Source organism: Ruegeria sp., assembly GCF_965199275.1.
Classification (GTDB): Bacteria; Pseudomonadota; Alphaproteobacteria; order Rhodobacterales; family Rhodobacteraceae; genus Ruegeria.
On the sequence record NZ_CBDAQX010000021.1, the window covers coordinates 522,940 to 539,833 of the forward strand.

Consider the following 16,894-nt stretch of genomic DNA (forward strand, 5'->3'; position numbering starts at 1 on the left):
CTAACCGTTCAAGTCGCAACCAAGGAAGGTGCGGCCATGGTTTCGTGCCGCTTGCAGAACCGAAAACGACCCGGCAGCCGGATCAATTACAAAATCGCCTTCGTGGCTCACGGCGGCCATGAGTTGACCTTGTATGTCTATTGGTTTGGAATGTGGGTGATCCCGCTGGGATACTTGTTCTTGAATTACATCTGGAATGTTATGTATTTTCCACACGCCTTTTGCCTTACGCGGCTGTTTCTGTAGTACTATGCAGTATTCTCCTCTGCGCCGAGTGCGATAGCCCATACCAAATGTACCCTTGTTCCACGTTAAAAGATCCACAATGTCCAGCCTCGTTCCGTCCAGCCACGGGTGAATACCTTGGCAAAGGTGAAACTTATCCACCCATAAAAAGAGATGGCCTGATGGGATAAGCGTACGATCTATTCCGCGAATAAAATTGGCGATGGCCTCCTCCGGCATTTGCTGTAGGGCGCTGCGGCGTTTTCCACGAACTTTGCCTTCGTTCCCATATGCCAGCTTTTCAAGCACGCCACGGTATTGGGGATCGAAGAATGCGACTGGAACTGCGTCCGCAGGTATAGCGGAAAGGAACTCAAGACCGTCCATCTTAAGGCGCGTGTTGGGCTTAAGGACATCGGGAAGCACCAGCTTTGGCACGGTCACCGTGCGCGTGTTGGAAAATACCCCGGCAGTACTTTGCGAAGTTCCGACGCTCATGACCGCGCTCCGCTATTCAATCCGTTATCCTCGATTAGCTTCTTGTAAGGCAGGTTCTTTCCAGCCATCCCATGCACAACGCCGCCCATTTGGTCGATTGTATCCTTTGGCCTGTTGTTGTGACGGTGCTGAAACTCGTCCACATAGCGTTGCAGATGCTTGGGCGACATCTTGTGATAGACGCCATTATAACCCCGCTTCATAGGAGCCCAAAAGCTTTCCAGCCCGTTGGTGTGCGCCTGATCGCGGACATATTCACCCACTGAGTGCTTTACCACCTCATGCGGCCTGTCAATGCCCTTGTAGGCACTAGCCTCATCGGTATAGAGTGTTGCTCCTTCGACGGCATGCTCGTTCACAAACCCCTGCAAGGTCTCTTTGTCTGTGCTCTCTACCACTTTGCAGGGCTATTTACCAGACGTCAAAAAGCGCTTGCAAATCATTTGATTGAGTGAATCCATTCTATGGATGTCAGGTACAGGAGGTTTCAGCGATGGTATCGGTTCGTTCAGTATTGCGTCAAATTCCCGACCCGCGCGGCAAAAAGGGCCGTCAACACCCACTTGAAGCGCTGGTCGGGTTGATGCTTCTCTCCATGCTCAGTGGGCGCAAGGGTATGATGGCGGCGTTCCGCCTTGGTCGTACGCTCACGCCGCGTCAACTCATGCGCTTGGGGTTCCGTCGCGGGCGCGCGTCACCCTGCCATGCAACGCTAACGGAAACGCTACGTATTCTCGACCCGGCCACCCTGGCGCAGGCCTTTGGGCGGCTTACGGCACCAGCACAAGATGATGAAGATCACCATCAGATCGCTATTGATGGCAAAACTCTACGTGGCAGCAAGGACGCGGCAGGCAAGGCGGAACATGTGTTGTCGGGGTTCTGCGCGACGCTTGAACAATCCGTCGGACACACATCATCGCGCGGCAAGGGCATGGAAATACCTGATGCCCTGCGGCTGCTGAACCAGATTGACCTTGCGGGACAGATCGTCACCGGGGATGCCATTTTCTGCCAAAAAACAGTCACTTCCAAAGTTGTGGAAAGGGGTGGCGATTACGTGTTCCCTGTAAAGAACAATCAGAAAGACCTGCGGGGAGAAATCGAAACGGCGTTCAAGACGCCGGTTTTTCCCCCTGTTGGAATGGCGGGAGACGCCGCAATCGGGGCACGGCAGAATCGACCAGCGCCGCATCGAGATCCTTCCCGTCGAGGCATTGAGTGAGCACATGCGCAAGCAGTGGCCAACGATCCGCAGTATCGCCTGCATCAGCCGAACCCGCGAGCATATCCGCGCCGGGCAGATTACCAGAACACAGGCCGAGACAGTGTATCTCATCACCAGCCTGACGCGGCCCAAACCCAAAGACATCCTGCGCCTGAACCGTAACCATTGGCGCATCGAGACCATGCACCGCGACAAGGATGTCACTCTGGGAGAGGATCGCTACACCAACCGATCTGACAACGCGCCACGCAATATCTTTACCCTTGTCAGCGCGACCAGAACCTTGCTCAAGCGCATATCGAAATCACCAACAAAGGCTATCGAAATGATGCAGGACAACCGCGCAAGGGCTATCAGAATCGTCACAGATCAACCCAAAAACACCTTTCTCTGAATCGCCCTGACCACTTTGGCAACAACCTGACCCGTTTCGCGATCCCTGATACCAGCAACAGCAGCCTTGCCAACAGCGCCACGTCCAGCCTTGAGTTTCTTCTTCGCGTGTTTGTTGCCTTCCTTGCCGCCTATGTAGGTTTCATCTGCTTCGACTGGGCCATTAAACCAAGGCATGTTTGCCTCCATTGCAGCCCGAAGACGATGCAGCATGAACCACGCGGACTTCTGCGTAACACCAAGCTCACGGTGCAACTTCATCGAAGATACGCCCTTAAGGTTAGTTGTGAACAAGTAAATACCAATGGCCCATGTGCGATATGGTAGCCGGGTATTCTCAAGGATCGTGCCGACCCGAACCGTAAACATGGGTTTTTTGGAGCACTCACGACACCTGTGCGTCATGCTTGGATGCCTGATGCCTGACTGCACGTTGAAAGAACCGCAATGCGGGCAAAACGGACCATCTGGCCAATGTAGTTCCTCAATCCACTTACGCGACTTTTCTTCATTACCGAACATTGCAGCAACCTGTAGGAAGGTCAGGCCCTTGCGGTTTGATTTTCCCGGTGCTTTTGTCATTTTTACACTCCTGAATGTTATTAAAATGTAACAAATGCGTCGGAGTCCGTCAATCATAAATGTTACTTAAGTGTCGCTAACACGCGATATGTCCGGTGTATGTAACATGCGATCTGTCCGGTTCTATTCTGTCTCTGAGAGGAGGCGTTATGAACCGAGCAGAAGTGTTACAGGAAGTTCGACTGATGAAGTTTGAAGATGTGTATTCGCGGCGAAGCGCGAACAAGCTGACGCAAGAACAGGCGGCTGAGATACTGGGTGTATCCGTGCGCACCGTCAGGCGTTGGGAGGATCGATTTGAGGCGGATGGTGCAGAAGGTCTGTACGACCGTCGGCTTGGCAAACTGGCCAACAATCGTGTTGCCACGGATAAGGTCATGGAGATGCTTGAACTGTTTGATACCAAGTACTGGGATTACACGCCGAAGCATTTCCACGAGAAGCTGGTGGCCCACCATGGTTTCACACAGAGCTACAACTGGGTGCGGCTTACACTGCAGCGCCACGGCCGGGTTCAGGCAGCACCCCGACGAGGTGCCCATCGGCGCAAGCGGCCCCGCCGTCCGATGGTTGGCATGATGTTGCATCAGGACGGCTCCAGCCATGAATGGGTTCCGGGTCAGTGGTGGGATCTGATCGTCACCATGGACGATGCCACCAACCGGGTTTATTCGGCATTCTTTGTCGAGGAAGAAGGGACGATGAGCAGTTTTCAGGGGCTGACAGAGGTGATCGAGGCGCAAGGTCTGTTTTGCTCGCTCTATGCCGATCGGGGCTCTCATTACTGGCATACGCCCGAAGCGGGCGGCAAAGTGGACAAGGACAATCTGACCCAGGTCGGGCGCGCCTTGCAGCAACTCGGCATTGAGCTGATCCCGGCCTATTCACCGCAGGCCCGTGGACGGTCTGAACGCATGTTTGGCACGTTCCAGAACCGATTGCCGCAGGAACTGCGGTCCCATGGGATCACAACCATTGAAGAGGCCAATCAGTTCCTGAAAGAGGTCTATCTTCCCGAACACAATGCCCTGTTTGCAAAGGAGCCGGAGGATACGACCTCGGCCTTCGTGCCGTTTACAGGCAATGTGCGCGACACCCTGTGTGTGCAGGAAGACCGCGTCGCCGGCAACGACAATACGGTGCGCTACAAGGGCCTGGTCATGCAGATCGCGGCAGACAGGCACCGTCATCATTTCGTCAAGGCGAAGGTCAGGGTCCACGAATACCCCGATGGTCAACTGGTCATCTTCCACGGCCCGAGATGCATTGGCCGCTACCAGCCTGACGGATCACCCATCACACAGGAGGATAGCAAACACAAAGTCGCGTGACCCGCTTCGACGTGGCGCGAACGCGGTGGCCCAAATCTACGGTCGCCTACGGCTCCCTCCGAATTGGGCCACCGCGCAATCAACTGAAGCGGACAATTGGCATGTTACCTACACCGGACAATTCAGAATGTTCTCGACATCATAAATGTTACTTAAGTATATAATTCCCTTAGTTTTCTGGTGGATACGGAATGACCACCAGCATTTTGCAGATGTGGTTGGCGCGGTTCTCAATTTTGCGCACTTCGTCCGCTGCGATCGTGCAGCTGTCCATGGGTCCAAGAGTGGATTCGGTACCATCAACGATGACGGTCATTTCGCCTTCCAAAACGACGTAGACTTTCTCAAAAGGCGTAGAGTCCGGCCCTGCGCCACCGCCTGGTAGGAACTGGCTGAAGCCGATCCACTGATTTGCCGGCCCGCCTTTCTCAAACCCCTGCAGACGAAGCCCATGACACCCAAAATGGTTCGGTGCTTCGTAGGGTTGGGCGTCTTGAAAGCGCTTCAGATGCATGTCCGTCTCCGCTCAAGGTTATTGGCGGCCACCGGCGAACCGGCGACCGGTCCGTGAGTGTTCAGAAATTTTCGCCAGCTTCGATGCGGTAGGACTGGTTCTTGTCGATCATCGCAACCAATCGGATAATGCAGCCGTCGCCACGGTCCCAATTCCAAGGGAAGAACGCGAAGGTGCACCGCTTGCCGGTCACCGCATCCAAATCACCACCGACATTTTCAATTCCGAGAATACCCTTGGAGAACAGCATGTTGTGCACTGGCTCCCACTCGGGGAAATCAACCTCCCACGGTGTCCCGCCTGACCACTCAAGATACTCTTTCTCGAGATGAGGCATGATCGGACCGTTTCGCTGCGGACCAATGGCAGTTGCCAGCGGGTGATCGTTCGCCTGGGTATCGTGGCCAACGACTTTAACACCTTTTTCGATCATCCACTCAGCAGCGGAAGGAACGAGACCCGGGCAGTAAGCAAAGTAGTCACCGTCTTCGTATTGCTTATGCCAGCCGGTGTTGATGATCAGTACGTCGCCTTTGCGAATGGCATGACCGCAGGCCTTTTCCAGATCATCTCCGGTGATTTGCTCCCATTTCTTTTTGGGCACGGAAACCACCAGGCCCGAGCCAAAGAAATGGGGGAGCGGAACCTCATCGATGAACGGTGTTCCCTGAACGACATGTGCAGGTGCATCAATATGCGTGGTCACGTGCATCGTAGTCGTGATCGTCTGAGACAACACACCGGACTTAGCCATATAGTGCTTTCGGTCGATCTGGACGTCCTTGAAATAGGGCCAGTTGGGGCACTGAAACCCGTATCTGTGGCTCAGGTTGTAAAACTCAAGCCCCATGTCATTGTCGGTGTTTGCCTGAAACTCAATGCCGCGGATTTCGACCATTGGGCATATCTCCTCTGTTCGCCGGCACGCGGCGGTGTTCGCTTTTCAATTGTCTGGGTGGCCTCCCCACCTGTCCCGCATGATGATGCATACGCACCGCATTATGGTCAACTAAAAACTCACTATACGGTTGACTTGCACCGTATTGTGATACAACACTAAAAAATCGCCAAGTATCTCGAGCTACGATGCCAAGACAGAATGGGGTAGGTTAAATGGCTGAAAAAGCGGATAAAGGTGGCATTCAGGTCATTTCCAGAGCAGCCTCTATTTTGCGTGTTCTAAAAGAAAATCAATCCGGAATGAGCTTGGGAAAAATCGCCGAGCGTGTTGACCTGCCCCGCTCTACGGTACAGAGAATCACAAGTGCACTTGGTGAAGAAAATCTTGTCATAGCGGATGCTAATGGGGGTGGCTTGAGGCTCGGCCCCGAACTAAGCGCCCTCGCGGGCGCCGCGCAGTACAGCATCGTCGAACACTGCCGACTGCTTTTGACGGAACTGACCCAAAAGACCGGGGAAACCACAGACCTCGCTGTGATGCGTGGGATAGGTATGGTTTTTCTGGATCAGGTTCCGGGCGTTTACCGTTTGACCACGGTCTCGCAGGTAGGCGAGGTTTTTCCACTGACCACCACGGCAAACGGTAAAGCCTGTCTCGCGCAACTCACAAAAGAGGATGCAATCAAACTAATCCGAAACGAATGGAACCGGAATGACATACATAGGAATTTGGATGAGTTCCTGTCTGAACTGAATGTGATCCGTGAGCACGGCCTCGCCTATGATTTGGATGAGCATTCCGCAGGTGTATCCGCGATTGGGTTTTCTTTCGTCGATTGGGTTGGGGATCTGCACGCGATCTCTATCCCTGTTCCAACTACTCGCTTTGCAAAACAAAGAACAACCATCGAAAAAGCGCTTCTTGAAACAGCCGCCAATATCCAACTAACAATCCGGTGAAGGTCCGCTTTCGGGTTACCTACAGTTACTTGCTGCATCGGCGGTAAACGTCCGCTCCCTGCATTTGCAAACCAATGCTATGTAAAAAGCCAATGTCGTCTTGGCGCTCCGCAATGTGCGAGAGCGCCTAAGCTTTTGGCACAGACCGAAAAGTGCGAGGGTGTACCAACTAGAAGTGCAATCGACGGCTTGGCAGCGCCCCCTACCCCCTTACATATGGATCACGCGATCATACGCATCCAGAACGCTTTCATGCATCATTTCTGACAGTGTCGGGTGCGGGAAGACTGTGTTCATCAGGTCTTCTTCCGTCGTCTCCAACTGGCGACCGACCACGTAGCCTTGGATCAACTCGGTTACTTCCGCGCCAATCATGTGTGCGCCCAGCAGTTCGCCGGTCTTGGCGTCGAAGATCGTCTTGATCATGCCCTCAGGCTCTCCAAGCGCAATAGCCTTACCGTTCCCGATGAAGGGGAAGCGGCCGACCTTGATGTCGTAGCCAAGCTCTTTGGCCTTGGCTTCGGTATAGCCAACCGAGGCCACCTGCGGGTGACAATAGGTGCAGCCTGCGATGCTTTCGGGTTTGACCGGATGCGCGTGTTTGCCTGCGATCAGGTCGGCCACCATGACGCCTTCGTGGCTGGCTTTATGAGCCAACCAAGGCGCGCCGGCGATATCACCAATCGCATAGAGACCATCAACGCCGGTGCGGCAGAACTCATCCGTCACAACATGCGTGCGGTCGATTTTCACGCCGAGTGCTTCCAGTCCCAGATTCTCGACATTGCCGACAATGCCAACGGCCGAGATTACCGTGTCGAACTCGTGCTTCTCGACCTTGCCTTTGACCTCGATATGCGCGGTGACCTTGCCCTTACCGCGATCAAGTTGCTTGACCATCGCCTTTTCCATGATGGTCATGCCCTGCTTGGTGAAGGCTTTCTTCGCGAAGGCGCTGATCTCGGCATCTTCAACCGGAAGCACGCGGTCCATCACTTCAACGACGGTCGTGTCCGCGCCCAGCGTGTTGTAGAAGCTGGCGAATTCGATCCCGATGGCGCCCGAGCCGATGACGAGCAGTTTCTTCGGCATCCGAGGCGGCTGCAGCGCGTGTTTATAGGTCCAGACCAGATCGCCATCCGCTTCCAGCCCTGGAAGCTCACGCGCGCGTGCACCAGTGGCGAGGACGATGTTTTTGGCGGCCAGGTCTTCGGTGCCCTTCTCGGTTTTGACTGAGACTTTGCCTTTTGCGGTAATCGTCGCCTCGCCCATCACGACACTGACTTTGTTTTTCTTCAGCAAGTGGCCGATCCCACCCGACAACTGGCCGGCAACGCCACGTGAGCGTTTGACCACCGCGTCAAGATCGTAACCGAAGTTGTCTGCCGTCAAACCAAAGTCCTTTGCGCGCTCCATCAGGTGGAAGACCTCTGAAGAACGCAGCATTGCCTTAGTTGGGATGCAGCCCCAATTCAGGCAGATGCCGCCCAGATGCACTCGCTCGACCACGACGGTCTTGAGGCCCAGCTGCGCCGCGCGGATTGCGGCCACATAGCCGCCCGGACCAGCACCGATTACGATCAGATCAAAAGATTTTTCAGCCATGTGTCCCTCTCGGCCCAGGTCGGTTTGAAATTTAGTTTAGCATTAAACTATATTTCACAGCGCATCAATATAGACATACCGCGACAAAAGCGACGCCGTTATGTTATGGTCGATACGTGCAGTTTTCAGCCTATACCCAAGCTTTTTCAAAGGCTAGAAAAGAACAGCCGGGGCCTCCGCCCGTGTTATATTCACAAAGCATTCGAAAGACTTATCATGGCCAAGACCCTCAAAGACCTTCTCCTTGCACTTCTGAATGCGACGCTGATCCTTGTCGCGCTGTGCCTGTTTTTAGGGTGGAAACTGGCTTCGACGGTGGAGGACGTCACCTCGGGGCTGTCGGAAAAGCTGCAAGTTGTCGCCCCGTTGCGGGACGAGGCGCAGGGTATTCGCGAACAACTTTCAGGGCTGCGCAGTGATTTGGCCCGCATTCAAGAGGACGGTGTGGTGAGCAACACCGCCGTTTCTCTGCGAATGTCCAATACGCTAGACAAGCTGGAAACGATAGAAACCTAATTGCAGACCGTTCAGACGCGGTTTGCACAGTTGGCGGAATCACCTGACCAATTAATTGACCATGCAATTGAGACCTCGGCCGACGTGGTCGCCGACCGGATCATTGCTATTCGTGGATGCGGGCCCGAAGGTTAACCGGCTGCCTGCAACTCACGCACAGTGGCACCGTAGCCGCCCATGTCGACATAGGCGGCCTCATGCACGGTCGGAGTGCGGGAAAGGGCCTCATTCCGATAGGGGAAACGTCCGAATTTCCGGATTACCTCACGATGCGCGCGCGCATGCAGCAGATTGCTGGAATCCTCGCTGCTGAGGTTCTGGCAAATCAGACGCACGCAGCGCTCCTGATCGCACAGGTTTTCGGAATGCATCATCGGCAGATAAAAGAACTGCCGCGCGGGTTCGTCGATTTTCAGATCCCAGCCCTTGTCCACCGCGCATTTCGCAGCGGCCAGAGCCGCCCGATCCGACGAGAAAGCCCGTGCCTCGCCGCGGAACATGTTGCGCGGGAATTGGTCTGTGAGGATGATATAGGCCAGCGACCCGCTGGGATATGTCAGCCAGAGCGAAAACTTGCCCTCTGTCGCGGCTTCCCAAGTGGTCAGGAAACGGTCGCGGATCTGCTGATCCAGCGCGTCGTCCTGCATGTACCACCCCTTGGGGCCGACCTCATCCAACCAAAAACTCAATACGTCTTCAGGACCAACCATTGCCCTTAACTCCGTGTGTGTCGAGAACATTCTGAATTGTCCGGTGTAGGTAACATGCCAATTGTCCGCTTCAGTTGATTGCGCGGTGGCCCAATTCGGAGGGAGCCGTAGGCGACCGTAGATTTGGGCCACCGCGTTCGCGCCACGTCGAAGCGGGTCACGCGACTTTGTGTTTGCTATCCTCCTGTGTGATGGGTGATCCGTCAGGCTGGTAGCGGCCAATGCATCTCGGGCCGTGGAAGATGACCAGTTGACCATCGGGGTATTCGTGGACCCTGACCTTCGCCTTGACGAAATGATGACGGTGCCTGTCTGCCGCGATCTGCATGACCAGGCCCTTGTAGCGCACCGTATTGTCGTTGCCGACGACGCGGTCTTCCTGCACACACAGGGTGTCGCGCACATTGCCTGTAAACGGCACGAAGGCCGAGGTCGTATCCTCCGGCTCCTTTGCAAACAGGGCATTGTGTTCGGGAAGATAGACCTCTTTCAGGAACTGATTGGCCTCTTCAATGGTTGTGATCCCATGGGACCGCAGTTCCTGCGGCAATCGGTTCTGGAACGTGCCAAACATGCGTTCAGACCGTCCACGGGCCTGCGGTGAATAGGCCGGGATCAGCTCAATGCCGAGTTGCTGCAAGGCGCGCCCGACCTGGGTCAGATTGTCCTTGTCCACTTTGCCGCCCGCTTCGGGCGTATGCCAGTAATGAGAGCCCCGATCGGCATAGAGCGAGCAAAACAGACCTTGCGCCTCGATCACCTCTGTCAGCCCCTGAAAACTGCTCATCGTCCCTTCTTCCTCGACAAAGAATGCCGAATAAACCCGGTTGGTGGCATCGTCCATGGTGACGATCAGATCCCACCACTGACCCGGAACCCATTCATGGCTGGAGCCGTCCTGATGCAACATCATGCCAACCATCGGACGGCGGGGCCGCTTGCGCCGATGGGCACCTCGTCGGGGTGCTGCCTGAACCCGGCCGTGGCGCTGCAGTGTAAGCCGCACCCAGTTGTAGCTCTGTGTGAAACCATGGTGGGCCACCAGCTTCTCGTGGAAATGCTTCGGCGTGTAATCCCAGTACTTGGTATCAAACAGTTCAAGCATCTCCATGACCTTATCCGTGGCAACACGATTGTTGGCCAGTTTGCCAAGCCGACGGTCGTACAGACCTTCTGCACCATCCGCCTCAAATCGATCCTCCCAACGCCTGACGGTGCGCACGGATACACCCAGTATCTCAGCCGCCTGTTCTTGCGTCAGCTTGTTCGCGCTTCGCCGCGAATACACATCTTCAAACTTCATCAGTCGAACTTCCTGTAACACTTCTGCTCGGTTCATAACGCCTCCTCTCAGAGACAGAATAGAACCGGACAGATCGCATGTTACATACACCGGACATATCGCGTGTTAGCGACAGCCCTTAACTCCGTGTGTTGCCCTCCCCAGGGACGTAAGGTTATTTAAGGCTGTTTTACAGATTTGTAACAGTAAAATATTACTACATTTCGGACATATTTAGGCGTTAGCGGAAACATCTTGTGCGTCGTCCTCGGCCTCGGCGGCTTCGATGGCCACTTCCTGGGCCACCTCAAGCGCAACGGGGGATGCGGACGGGTACAGAGGCGACATGGTGCCGGTTTCGTCGACTGGGATCGCCGCGCGCTGCGTCATGCGATACATTGCGTAGCCAGCCATCGCGAACAGCAACGCCGCGATGAACAGGAAAAAGCCCGGAGGTCCAAAGATCCCGTCCCCCATCAACCAACCTGTAATCAGCGGGCCAGCAATCGCGCCCAAACCGTTGATGAAAAGCAAACCACCAGATGCAGCGGCCATGTCCTCACGATCCAGAAAATCGTTCGTATGGGCGATTAGCAGGGAATAGAGCGGGTTTGACATACCACCAATAAAGAAAGCGGTAACCAGAAGGATCGGGAAATTCACCCCGAATAGCATGCCAGCTACGGCACTGGCACCCCCCATGGCTGCCGCCAGCAGGATCAGGAAACGCCGATCCATCCGATCCGAGAACCATCCCAGCGGGTATTGCAGCACGATAGCGCCGATGTAGAAGGCGGCCACGAAGGTCGAAATCTCGATCAGGCTCAGCCCGGCGCGCGCGCCATAGACCGCCGCCATACCGAACTGTGCCGAAAACACGCCACCCAACAGGAACATGCCCACACAGCCCAAGGGGGATTTGCTCATCAACTCGCGTAGGGTCATGGGTTTGGTGGTGTCGAATGCAGGGGTCGGAGAAATCGACAAAAGGATCGGCGCGAACGAGACGGAAACGAGGATCGACGCGATCACAAAAATCTCATACCCTGCGGGATCGCCCAGCAAGACCAACCCCTGAGCCGAAATGATCCCCAGCATCTGCACAATCATATAAAGCGACAGCGCCTGCCCCCGGTTCTCGTTACTAGCCGCATTGTTCAGCCAGCTTTCAGCGGTCACATACACGCCCGAGAAACAGAAGCCGATCACGGCACGCCCCAGGAACCACGCGATCGGGTCGGTCAGCATCGGATACATGATCATGACCGCGGAAATGAACGAGGCCAGGGCTGCAAAGACACGCACATGGCCAACCCTGCGGATCATCTCAGGCGCGAGGCGCGATCCGCCCAGAAACCCCATGAAATAGGCCGACATCACAAAGGACATCTCCAGGGTCGAGAAACCTTCGATTTCACCGCGAACACCCAGAATCGTACCTTGCAGGCCGTTGCCGACCATCAGCAATCCCATACCGAGAAGAAGCGCCCAAGCGGTGGACAGAACCTGAATCATTTGGGCCTCCGGGATGTGCCAAGCTGAATTGCGAGTCGTTATGTGATCAAAACAAATGCAGATCGCGCCTGTCTACGACATTCCCTGTCTGACAGTGTCGCGGCTGAGGGTTTTAGGGGATCAGAAGGGATGAATCCCCATACGAAAAAAAGCGATATTTCTGTTCAATCGCATGGGCATAGACGGACCGCATACGCTCCTGCCCCATCAGAGCCGAAACCAGCATCAGCAGGGTCGATTTGGGCAGGTGGAAGTTGGTCATCAATGCGTCCGTCACATGGAACTGAAAGCCCGGATAGATGAAGATGTCGGTTTCCCCTTCCCAAGGCGCAATCTGCCCACTGCGCGCGGCACTTTCGATCAGACGCAGTGCGGTGGTGCCGACCGGGATCACCCGGCCCCCTGCCGCCTTGGTGGCGCGGATCTCATCAGCGGCCTGCTGGCTGACCCGGCCCCACTCGGCATGCATCTTGTGGGTTGTCACGTCCTCGACCTTGACCGGCAAAAACGTGCCCGCGCCCACATGCAGGGTCACGTGGCTGAACTCCACCCCGCGCTCTGCCAGTGCCGCCATCAGCGCATCGTCAAAATGCAGCGACGCGGTTGGTGCGGCCACAGCGCCCGAGTTGCGCGCCCAGATGGTTTGGTAATCCGTCTTGTCCTGCTCATCCGCTGGACGTTTGGCGGCGATGTACGGTGGCAAAGGCATAGCACCGGCCTGTTCAAGGGCGGCGTCGAAATCCTCACCCCTGAGGTTAAACTGGAGATAGGCTTGCCCGTCCTCGACCCGGTCCAGAGTCGCACTGAGATCGTCGGAGAACACGATCTCTTCGCCCGGTTTGACCTTTTTCAACGGCTTGATCAGCGCGGTCCAGGATCCATTCGCCTGAGGCTCAAGCAACGTCGCCTCGATCGCGGCGGAAACCGGCCCCTGCGCGCTGTCGCGGTGCCGCCGTCCGCTGAGCCTTGCCGGGATCACGCGCGTATCGTTCAACACAAGGCGGTCGCCCGAACGTAGCCAGTTGGGCAGATCGAACACATGGCTGTCTGAGATCGCCTCGCCCTCGGCCATCAGCAAACGCGCGGACGAGCGCGGGTTGGCGGGCCGGGTGGCAATCAGGTCTTCAGGCAGGTGGAAATCAAAATCACTGAGTTTCATGGCCGCGCCATACAAGGCCGCAAGAGATTCGGCCATAACCTCTAGCGGTCGCTTTTCGGGGCGCCGTAAGTACGCTTGGGTTCGTCAGGTTTACGCGGTTGGGCATTCGGCCCATCTGAAACCGTCGGAGCTGGAGGGCGTAGAAGGTTGCGCAGGAACAGCGGCGCAAGGCCCGACAGCGGATTCACCGAGACCTTCGGGTCCGCCAACGGCCCGGTAAGAGAATAATTGAACCCGATGACCCCTTCGCCCTTTTTGGTAAAAACGCTGCCGACCGCATTCAGCAAATAGATCGGTGAAATGGCACCCCGCAGGTTCAACGTCCCGGCCACCGTATTCACCGTTCCGTCAAAAGACAGGCCCATGGACGGGCCAACAGCACTTCCGCTGAGGATCTTGACCTCGGTCGGGGTGATCCGCATCCGGCTGTCGATGGAAGAGAAAAAGATACCCTGCCCGGCCATTTCATCCAGCAGCCCGACCAGACTGATCGCATTCAGCAGCGCCGCCATAGCCGGCGCATCCTGAATGCGGGTGCTAACGATGCTGAGGATCACATCGTAGCTGCCAGCAGCCGCGACTGGTTCCAACTGTACATCCAACGTTCCGCCCCGTGCTTGCGTCAGCAAACCCGCTGAGCGCAAGACGGCGCCGGCATCGTTCGAGGTCAGCTCTACCGCGCTGCGCGCGCCCCGCGGGGTGAGGCGCCCTTGCATGGCAGCCCCTCCGTTGACGCGGGCGTTGAAGGTGCCGTTGACCCCTCCGGTCGTTTGAAACGCGCCTTTGAAACCGGTCAGGGCCACGCCCTCGGTGACTTGCAGACGGTCAAGCGTTACGTCGAGATCCGGGCCAGCGCCCGACCCGCTGCTGCCGCCCTCGGACCCGCCAAATGTGGCGCGGCCTAAGTTCAGCACCCCGCCAAGAACGCGAATGTCGGGTGCGGCGTTGCCCCGCCCGATCAGCTCGGCCGGAACAGCCAGCCAGTTGCCCAGGTCGAAGGAGCTGAAGGAAATTCGGTCAAAATCCCCGTCCCGGAAGGTGATCGACGCCACGGTCCGCAACCCCGCCGCTTGAAGGTTCAGGGCATCAACCTTCAGCCCGTCGCCTAGTGTTGCATCAGCAGTCAGCGTGCCGCTGGTCGACGCGGGCTTGCGCCATCCCAGCTCGGGAATGGCCAGCGAGACACCCACCAGATCTGATGAGGCCGACAGTTGCGGCGGTGCGCCTGCACCGATACCGAGCGTAAAATCAGCCGTGCCAGACCCGCTGAGGAAACTTTGCGGCAATCCGGCCTTCAATTCGGCCATCAGACGCTGAGACAGCTCGATTTGCCCCGTCACAGTGCTGCGCTGCGCCGTCTCGCCATCAATCGGCTGGTGCCATTTGGCCTGCACGGGCACATCGCCAAACAGGCCCTGCCCTGCGATTTGCACGCCGGTTTGGTCTCCGGTCAGCTCCAGCATCGGTGCGCTGACGGAAAATCCCGGCACCAGACGGTCGCTCCGCAGGTCGCCGAGGCTGCCTGTAAAGTGAAACTGCGTGTCCTGAAACTTGAGACCCTTGATCAGCGGCAAGGACAACGTGCCCGTAAGCGCCACATTTCCCTCGGCCATATCGACCGGCAACCCTGCTTTGCTGAGCAGGCTGAGGGGCGGGCGATCCAGTAGGGATAGCGCGGCAGTAACCCCCCCCCCCGTCGCACTTATCCGTGCAATTCCCGGCGTATTTTTTTTGATTTCAGTATCGGGAATAATGAAGGACGTCCCCGACGCATCCACAGCCCCGCCCTGATCTGCCATCACCAGCCCTTGCTGCGCTGTTGCGGTAAAGCGGTCGTCAATCAGGCTAGCCTGTCCCTGCGCGCCTTCGACCGGAGGCAGGGTCTTGGCAAAACGGATGGTGGCATCCTCGAACCCGAAATCCAAATAGATATCGGGTTTGTTGTCGGGTCGCAGACGCAGCGCGAAATCCATATCCGACAACGCCCCCTTGGAGAGGTTTTTGGTCACCCATTCCCGCGGCTTCGGCGCCAGACGCTCGGGCCAATAGTTTAGGACTTCTTCAGAATCCATCTGGTTCAGATGCGCATCCAGGTCGGCCGACCAGCCATCGGCCAGCCCGACCAGCAGACCCGAGGCCCGCACGCGGTGGCCACCATCCTCGATCGTCATCTGACCTACGCGCAGCCGGAAAGGGGCGAATTTCATCTGAACGTCCAGATCGGCCCTTTTCAGGTTCAGCGGCTCGGGGAACAGGTTGGCCGGGTTTACGTTAATCCCCGTCAGGCTCCACTGCCCATCCAGGCTGTCGAGCGTCCCGTTTTCCACCCCTTGCAGATAGGCTTTGCCTGCTGCCTGCACCGATCCCCAGGCGGAATCGATCGAGACCTCGTTGAAGTCCAGCTCCTGCCGGTTGGGATCATAAGTGAAATAGGTGCGCGCGGAATCGAACGGGATAGCACGTGTCTCTGGATTCGGTTGCACCGCCCCGGCCCCCAGATTGAGCGTCGCGAAAACAGGGCCGAAAGCTCCTGAGCCATCCACACTGCCTCGCACCGCGCCCGAGATCGGCGTTTTCAAAACCTGCAACCACGCCAATGCCGGGCTTTGGCCGTATATATCCTCGGCTGGAAGATCCGTGATCGTCACGCCAAAACGTGCTTCGGGCGTGCCCAGAATGCTGGTGTAATTGGCCTCGATCTGGCTGACAAAATCGCGCCCGGACAGGACCGAGAACCCGGTGGCCAACCGCATGTCATCGTCATTGCGGGTGAACTGAATATGGCCGCCGTCCAGAATCCAGGACCGCCCAAGCCGCAGATCGCGATAGTCCAGCGTGATCGCATCCAACTGCACCGAGGTCAGCGCCGACAGGACTGGAGACAGGAACACCTCATCACCGGCCTCGATCAATTCGGCCAGGTTCGATGCGCTTTGCACGGGCGCGCTGCCGGTGCCCACTGTCAGGGTCAGCGCGCCATCCTCACCTCGGGTCAGGGCGATCTGCGCCCCGCTGAGTATGATCCGCTTGGGCCGCACATGACCGCGCAGCAAGGGCCGCATCGCCAGGCTGGCCCGCATATCCGACACTTGGGCGATCTGTTGTCCGGCCTGATCACTGATGGACACATCCGTGAGACGCAAACGGGGCCGCCAGCCTTCGTGAATGATAAAGCTGACATCGCCAAAGCGGATCTGGAGACCGCCCAGATTTTCCTCCAGCCGCGCCTCAACGTGACTGCGCAGCCAGGCCGGGGCGTGCATACGCTGGCCCAGCACCATGAACCCCGTGACCACAGCCAGAACGACCAGCAAAACAACGCCACGCAACGTCCAGATGCCCGCCGTCCGACGGCGCGAGCGGCGGCGTTTCGGTTGACCCCCCTCTTCGCTATTGCCCTGATCCTGCTGCACCAATTTGCGTTCCACGCCTTTCAACCCGTCCGCGTTGCCCTATGATATCGGGCAGCGTTTAAA

Annotated in this window: 16 protein-coding genes; 5 read left to right on the forward strand and 11 right to left on the reverse strand. The window is 56.9% G+C overall.

Annotated features, from left to right (window positions below; all coding sequences use genetic code 11):
- Positions 1-723, reverse strand: a complete 723-nt coding sequence (locus tag ACOERD_RS17300) for a DNA methyltransferase (protein ID WP_419737677.1) — start codon at positions 721-723, stop codon at positions 1-3.
- Positions 720-1,121, reverse strand: a complete 402-nt coding sequence (locus ACOERD_RS17305) for an IS1595 family transposase (protein WP_419739864.1) — start codon at positions 1,119-1,121, stop codon at positions 720-722. The genes ACOERD_RS17300 and ACOERD_RS17305 overlap by 4 nt, the downstream gene beginning before the upstream one ends.
- 95 nt (positions 1,122-1,216) lie before the next feature.
- Here ACOERD_RS17305 and ACOERD_RS17310 point away from each other — a divergent pair, with 95 nt between their 5' ends.
- The gene (locus ACOERD_RS17310) at positions 1,217-1,948 is read left to right on the forward strand and encodes an ISAs1 family transposase (protein ID WP_419737836.1); all 732 of its coding nucleotides are present in this window, start codon (positions 1,217-1,219) and stop codon (positions 1,946-1,948) included.
- On the forward strand, positions 1,863-2,345 hold the full coding sequence (locus ACOERD_RS17315) for an ISAs1 family transposase (protein WP_419737837.1): 483 nt from the start codon (positions 1,863-1,865) through the stop codon (positions 2,343-2,345). The genes ACOERD_RS17310 and ACOERD_RS17315 overlap by 86 nt, the downstream gene beginning before the upstream one ends.
- Here the strand turns inward: ACOERD_RS17315 and ACOERD_RS17320 are convergent.
- Positions 2,321-2,926: an IS1595 family transposase gene (locus ACOERD_RS17320; protein ID WP_419739865.1), complete on the reverse strand. Its 606-nt coding sequence runs from the start codon at positions 2,924-2,926 to the stop codon at positions 2,321-2,323. The two genes, ACOERD_RS17315 and ACOERD_RS17320, sit on opposite strands and share 25 nt — an antisense overlap.
- Positions 2,927-3,075: 149 nt before the next feature.
- Between ACOERD_RS17320 and ACOERD_RS17325 the strand changes: the two genes are divergently transcribed.
- Entirely contained in the window at positions 3,076-4,257 is a 1,182-nt protein-coding gene (locus ACOERD_RS17325; RefSeq protein WP_419739866.1) for an ISNCY family transposase, read from the forward strand.
- A gap of 169 nt (positions 4,258-4,426) precedes the next feature.
- Here ACOERD_RS17325 and ACOERD_RS17330 read toward each other — a convergent pair whose 3' ends face one another.
- The gene (locus ACOERD_RS17330; RefSeq protein ID WP_419739867.1) at positions 4,427-4,771 is read right to left on the reverse strand and encodes a cupin domain-containing protein; all 345 of its coding nucleotides are present in this window, start codon (positions 4,769-4,771) and stop codon (positions 4,427-4,429) included.
- Between the two features lie 61 nt (positions 4,772-4,832).
- Positions 4,833-5,669, reverse strand: a complete 837-nt coding sequence (locus ACOERD_RS17335; protein WP_419739868.1) for a cyclase family protein — start codon at positions 5,667-5,669, stop codon at positions 4,833-4,835.
- A gap of 215 nt (positions 5,670-5,884) precedes the next feature.
- Here ACOERD_RS17335 and ACOERD_RS17340 point away from each other — a divergent pair, with 215 nt between their 5' ends.
- On the forward strand, positions 5,885-6,631 hold the full coding sequence (locus tag ACOERD_RS17340) for an IclR family transcriptional regulator (RefSeq protein ID WP_419739869.1): 747 nt from the start codon (positions 5,885-5,887) through the stop codon (positions 6,629-6,631).
- A gap of 210 nt (positions 6,632-6,841) precedes the next feature.
- On the opposite strand, the gene lpdA is transcribed toward ACOERD_RS17340, so the two are convergent.
- Positions 6,842-8,236 (reverse strand): dihydrolipoyl dehydrogenase, encoded by a 1,395-nt coding sequence (lpdA, locus tag ACOERD_RS17345; protein WP_419739870.1) that lies wholly within the window; start codon positions 8,234-8,236, stop codon positions 6,842-6,844.
- Between the two features lie 216 nt (positions 8,237-8,452).
- Here lpdA and ACOERD_RS17350 point away from each other — a divergent pair, with 216 nt between their 5' ends.
- Positions 8,453-8,752 carry a hypothetical protein gene (locus tag ACOERD_RS17350; protein ID WP_419739871.1) on the forward strand — a complete coding sequence of 100 codons (300 nt, stop codon included), beginning with the start codon at positions 8,453-8,455 and terminating at the stop codon, positions 8,750-8,752.
- A 131-nt stretch (positions 8,753-8,883) separates the two neighbouring features.
- Here the strand turns inward: ACOERD_RS17350 and ACOERD_RS17355 are convergent, their stop codons facing one another.
- The 5 genes from ACOERD_RS17355 to ACOERD_RS17375 form a co-directional block, all read right to left on the reverse strand.
- The gene (locus ACOERD_RS17355; protein WP_419739872.1) at positions 8,884-9,462 is read right to left on the reverse strand and encodes a DUF924 family protein; all 579 of its coding nucleotides are present in this window, start codon (positions 9,460-9,462) and stop codon (positions 8,884-8,886) included.
- 157 nt (positions 9,463-9,619) lie between these two features.
- Positions 9,620-10,801 carry an ISNCY family transposase gene (locus ACOERD_RS17360; protein ID WP_419737631.1) on the reverse strand — a complete coding sequence of 394 codons (1,182 nt, stop codon included), beginning with the start codon at positions 10,799-10,801 and terminating at the stop codon, positions 9,620-9,622.
- A 177-nt stretch (positions 10,802-10,978) separates the two neighbouring features.
- Positions 10,979-12,259 carry an MFS transporter gene (locus ACOERD_RS17365; RefSeq protein WP_419739873.1) on the reverse strand — a complete coding sequence of 427 codons (1,281 nt, stop codon included), beginning with the start codon at positions 12,257-12,259 and terminating at the stop codon, positions 10,979-10,981.
- Between the two features lie 112 nt (positions 12,260-12,371).
- On the reverse strand, positions 12,372-13,418 hold the full coding sequence (gene queA, locus ACOERD_RS17370) for a tRNA preQ1(34) S-adenosylmethionine ribosyltransferase-isomerase QueA (protein ID WP_419740159.1): 1,047 nt from the start codon (positions 13,416-13,418) through the stop codon (positions 12,372-12,374).
- Positions 13,419-13,459: 41 nt separating this feature from the next.
- On the reverse strand, positions 13,460-16,846 hold the full coding sequence (locus tag ACOERD_RS17375; RefSeq protein WP_419740160.1) for a DUF3971 domain-containing protein: 3,387 nt from the start codon (positions 16,844-16,846) through the stop codon (positions 13,460-13,462).
- Positions 16,847-16,894 lie beyond the last annotated feature (48 nt).

Excerpts from the sequence above, each read along its gene's own strand:
- ACOERD_RS17300 (WP_419737677.1), bottom strand. The coding sequence starts at position 723 with ATGAGCGTCGGAACTTCGCAAAGTACTGCCGGGGTATTTTCCAACACG.
- ACOERD_RS17310 (WP_419737836.1), top strand. The coding sequence starts at position 1,217 with ATGGTATCGGTTCGTTCAGTATTGCGTCAAATTCCCGACCCGCGCGGC.
- ACOERD_RS17320 (WP_419739865.1), bottom strand. The coding sequence starts at position 2,926 with ATGACAAAAGCACCGGGAAAATCAAACCGCAAGGGCCTGACCTTCCTA.
- ACOERD_RS17325 (WP_419739866.1), top strand. The coding sequence starts at position 3,076 with ATGAACCGAGCAGAAGTGTTACAGGAAGTTCGACTGATGAAGTTTGAA.
- ACOERD_RS17330 (WP_419739867.1), bottom strand. The coding sequence starts at position 4,771 with ATGCATCTGAAGCGCTTTCAAGACGCCCAACCCTACGAAGCACCGAAC.
- ACOERD_RS17335 (WP_419739868.1), bottom strand. The coding sequence starts at position 5,669 with ATGGTCGAAATCCGCGGCATTGAGTTTCAGGCAAACACCGACAATGAC.
- ACOERD_RS17340 (WP_419739869.1), top strand. The coding sequence starts at position 5,885 with ATGGCTGAAAAAGCGGATAAAGGTGGCATTCAGGTCATTTCCAGAGCA.
- lpdA (WP_419739870.1), bottom strand. The coding sequence starts at position 8,236 with ATGGCTGAAAAATCTTTTGATCTGATCGTAATCGGTGCTGGTCCGGGC.
- ACOERD_RS17350 (WP_419739871.1), top strand. The coding sequence starts at position 8,453 with ATGGCCAAGACCCTCAAAGACCTTCTCCTTGCACTTCTGAATGCGACG.
- ACOERD_RS17355 (WP_419739872.1), bottom strand. The coding sequence starts at position 9,462 with ATGGTTGGTCCTGAAGACGTATTGAGTTTTTGGTTGGATGAGGTCGGC.
- ACOERD_RS17360 (WP_419737631.1), bottom strand. The coding sequence starts at position 10,801 with ATGAACCGAGCAGAAGTGTTACAGGAAGTTCGACTGATGAAGTTTGAA.
- ACOERD_RS17365 (WP_419739873.1), bottom strand. The coding sequence starts at position 12,259 with ATGATTCAGGTTCTGTCCACCGCTTGGGCGCTTCTTCTCGGTATGGGA.
- queA (WP_419740159.1), bottom strand. The coding sequence starts at position 13,418 with ATGAAACTCAGTGATTTTGATTTCCACCTGCCTGAAGACCTGATTGCC.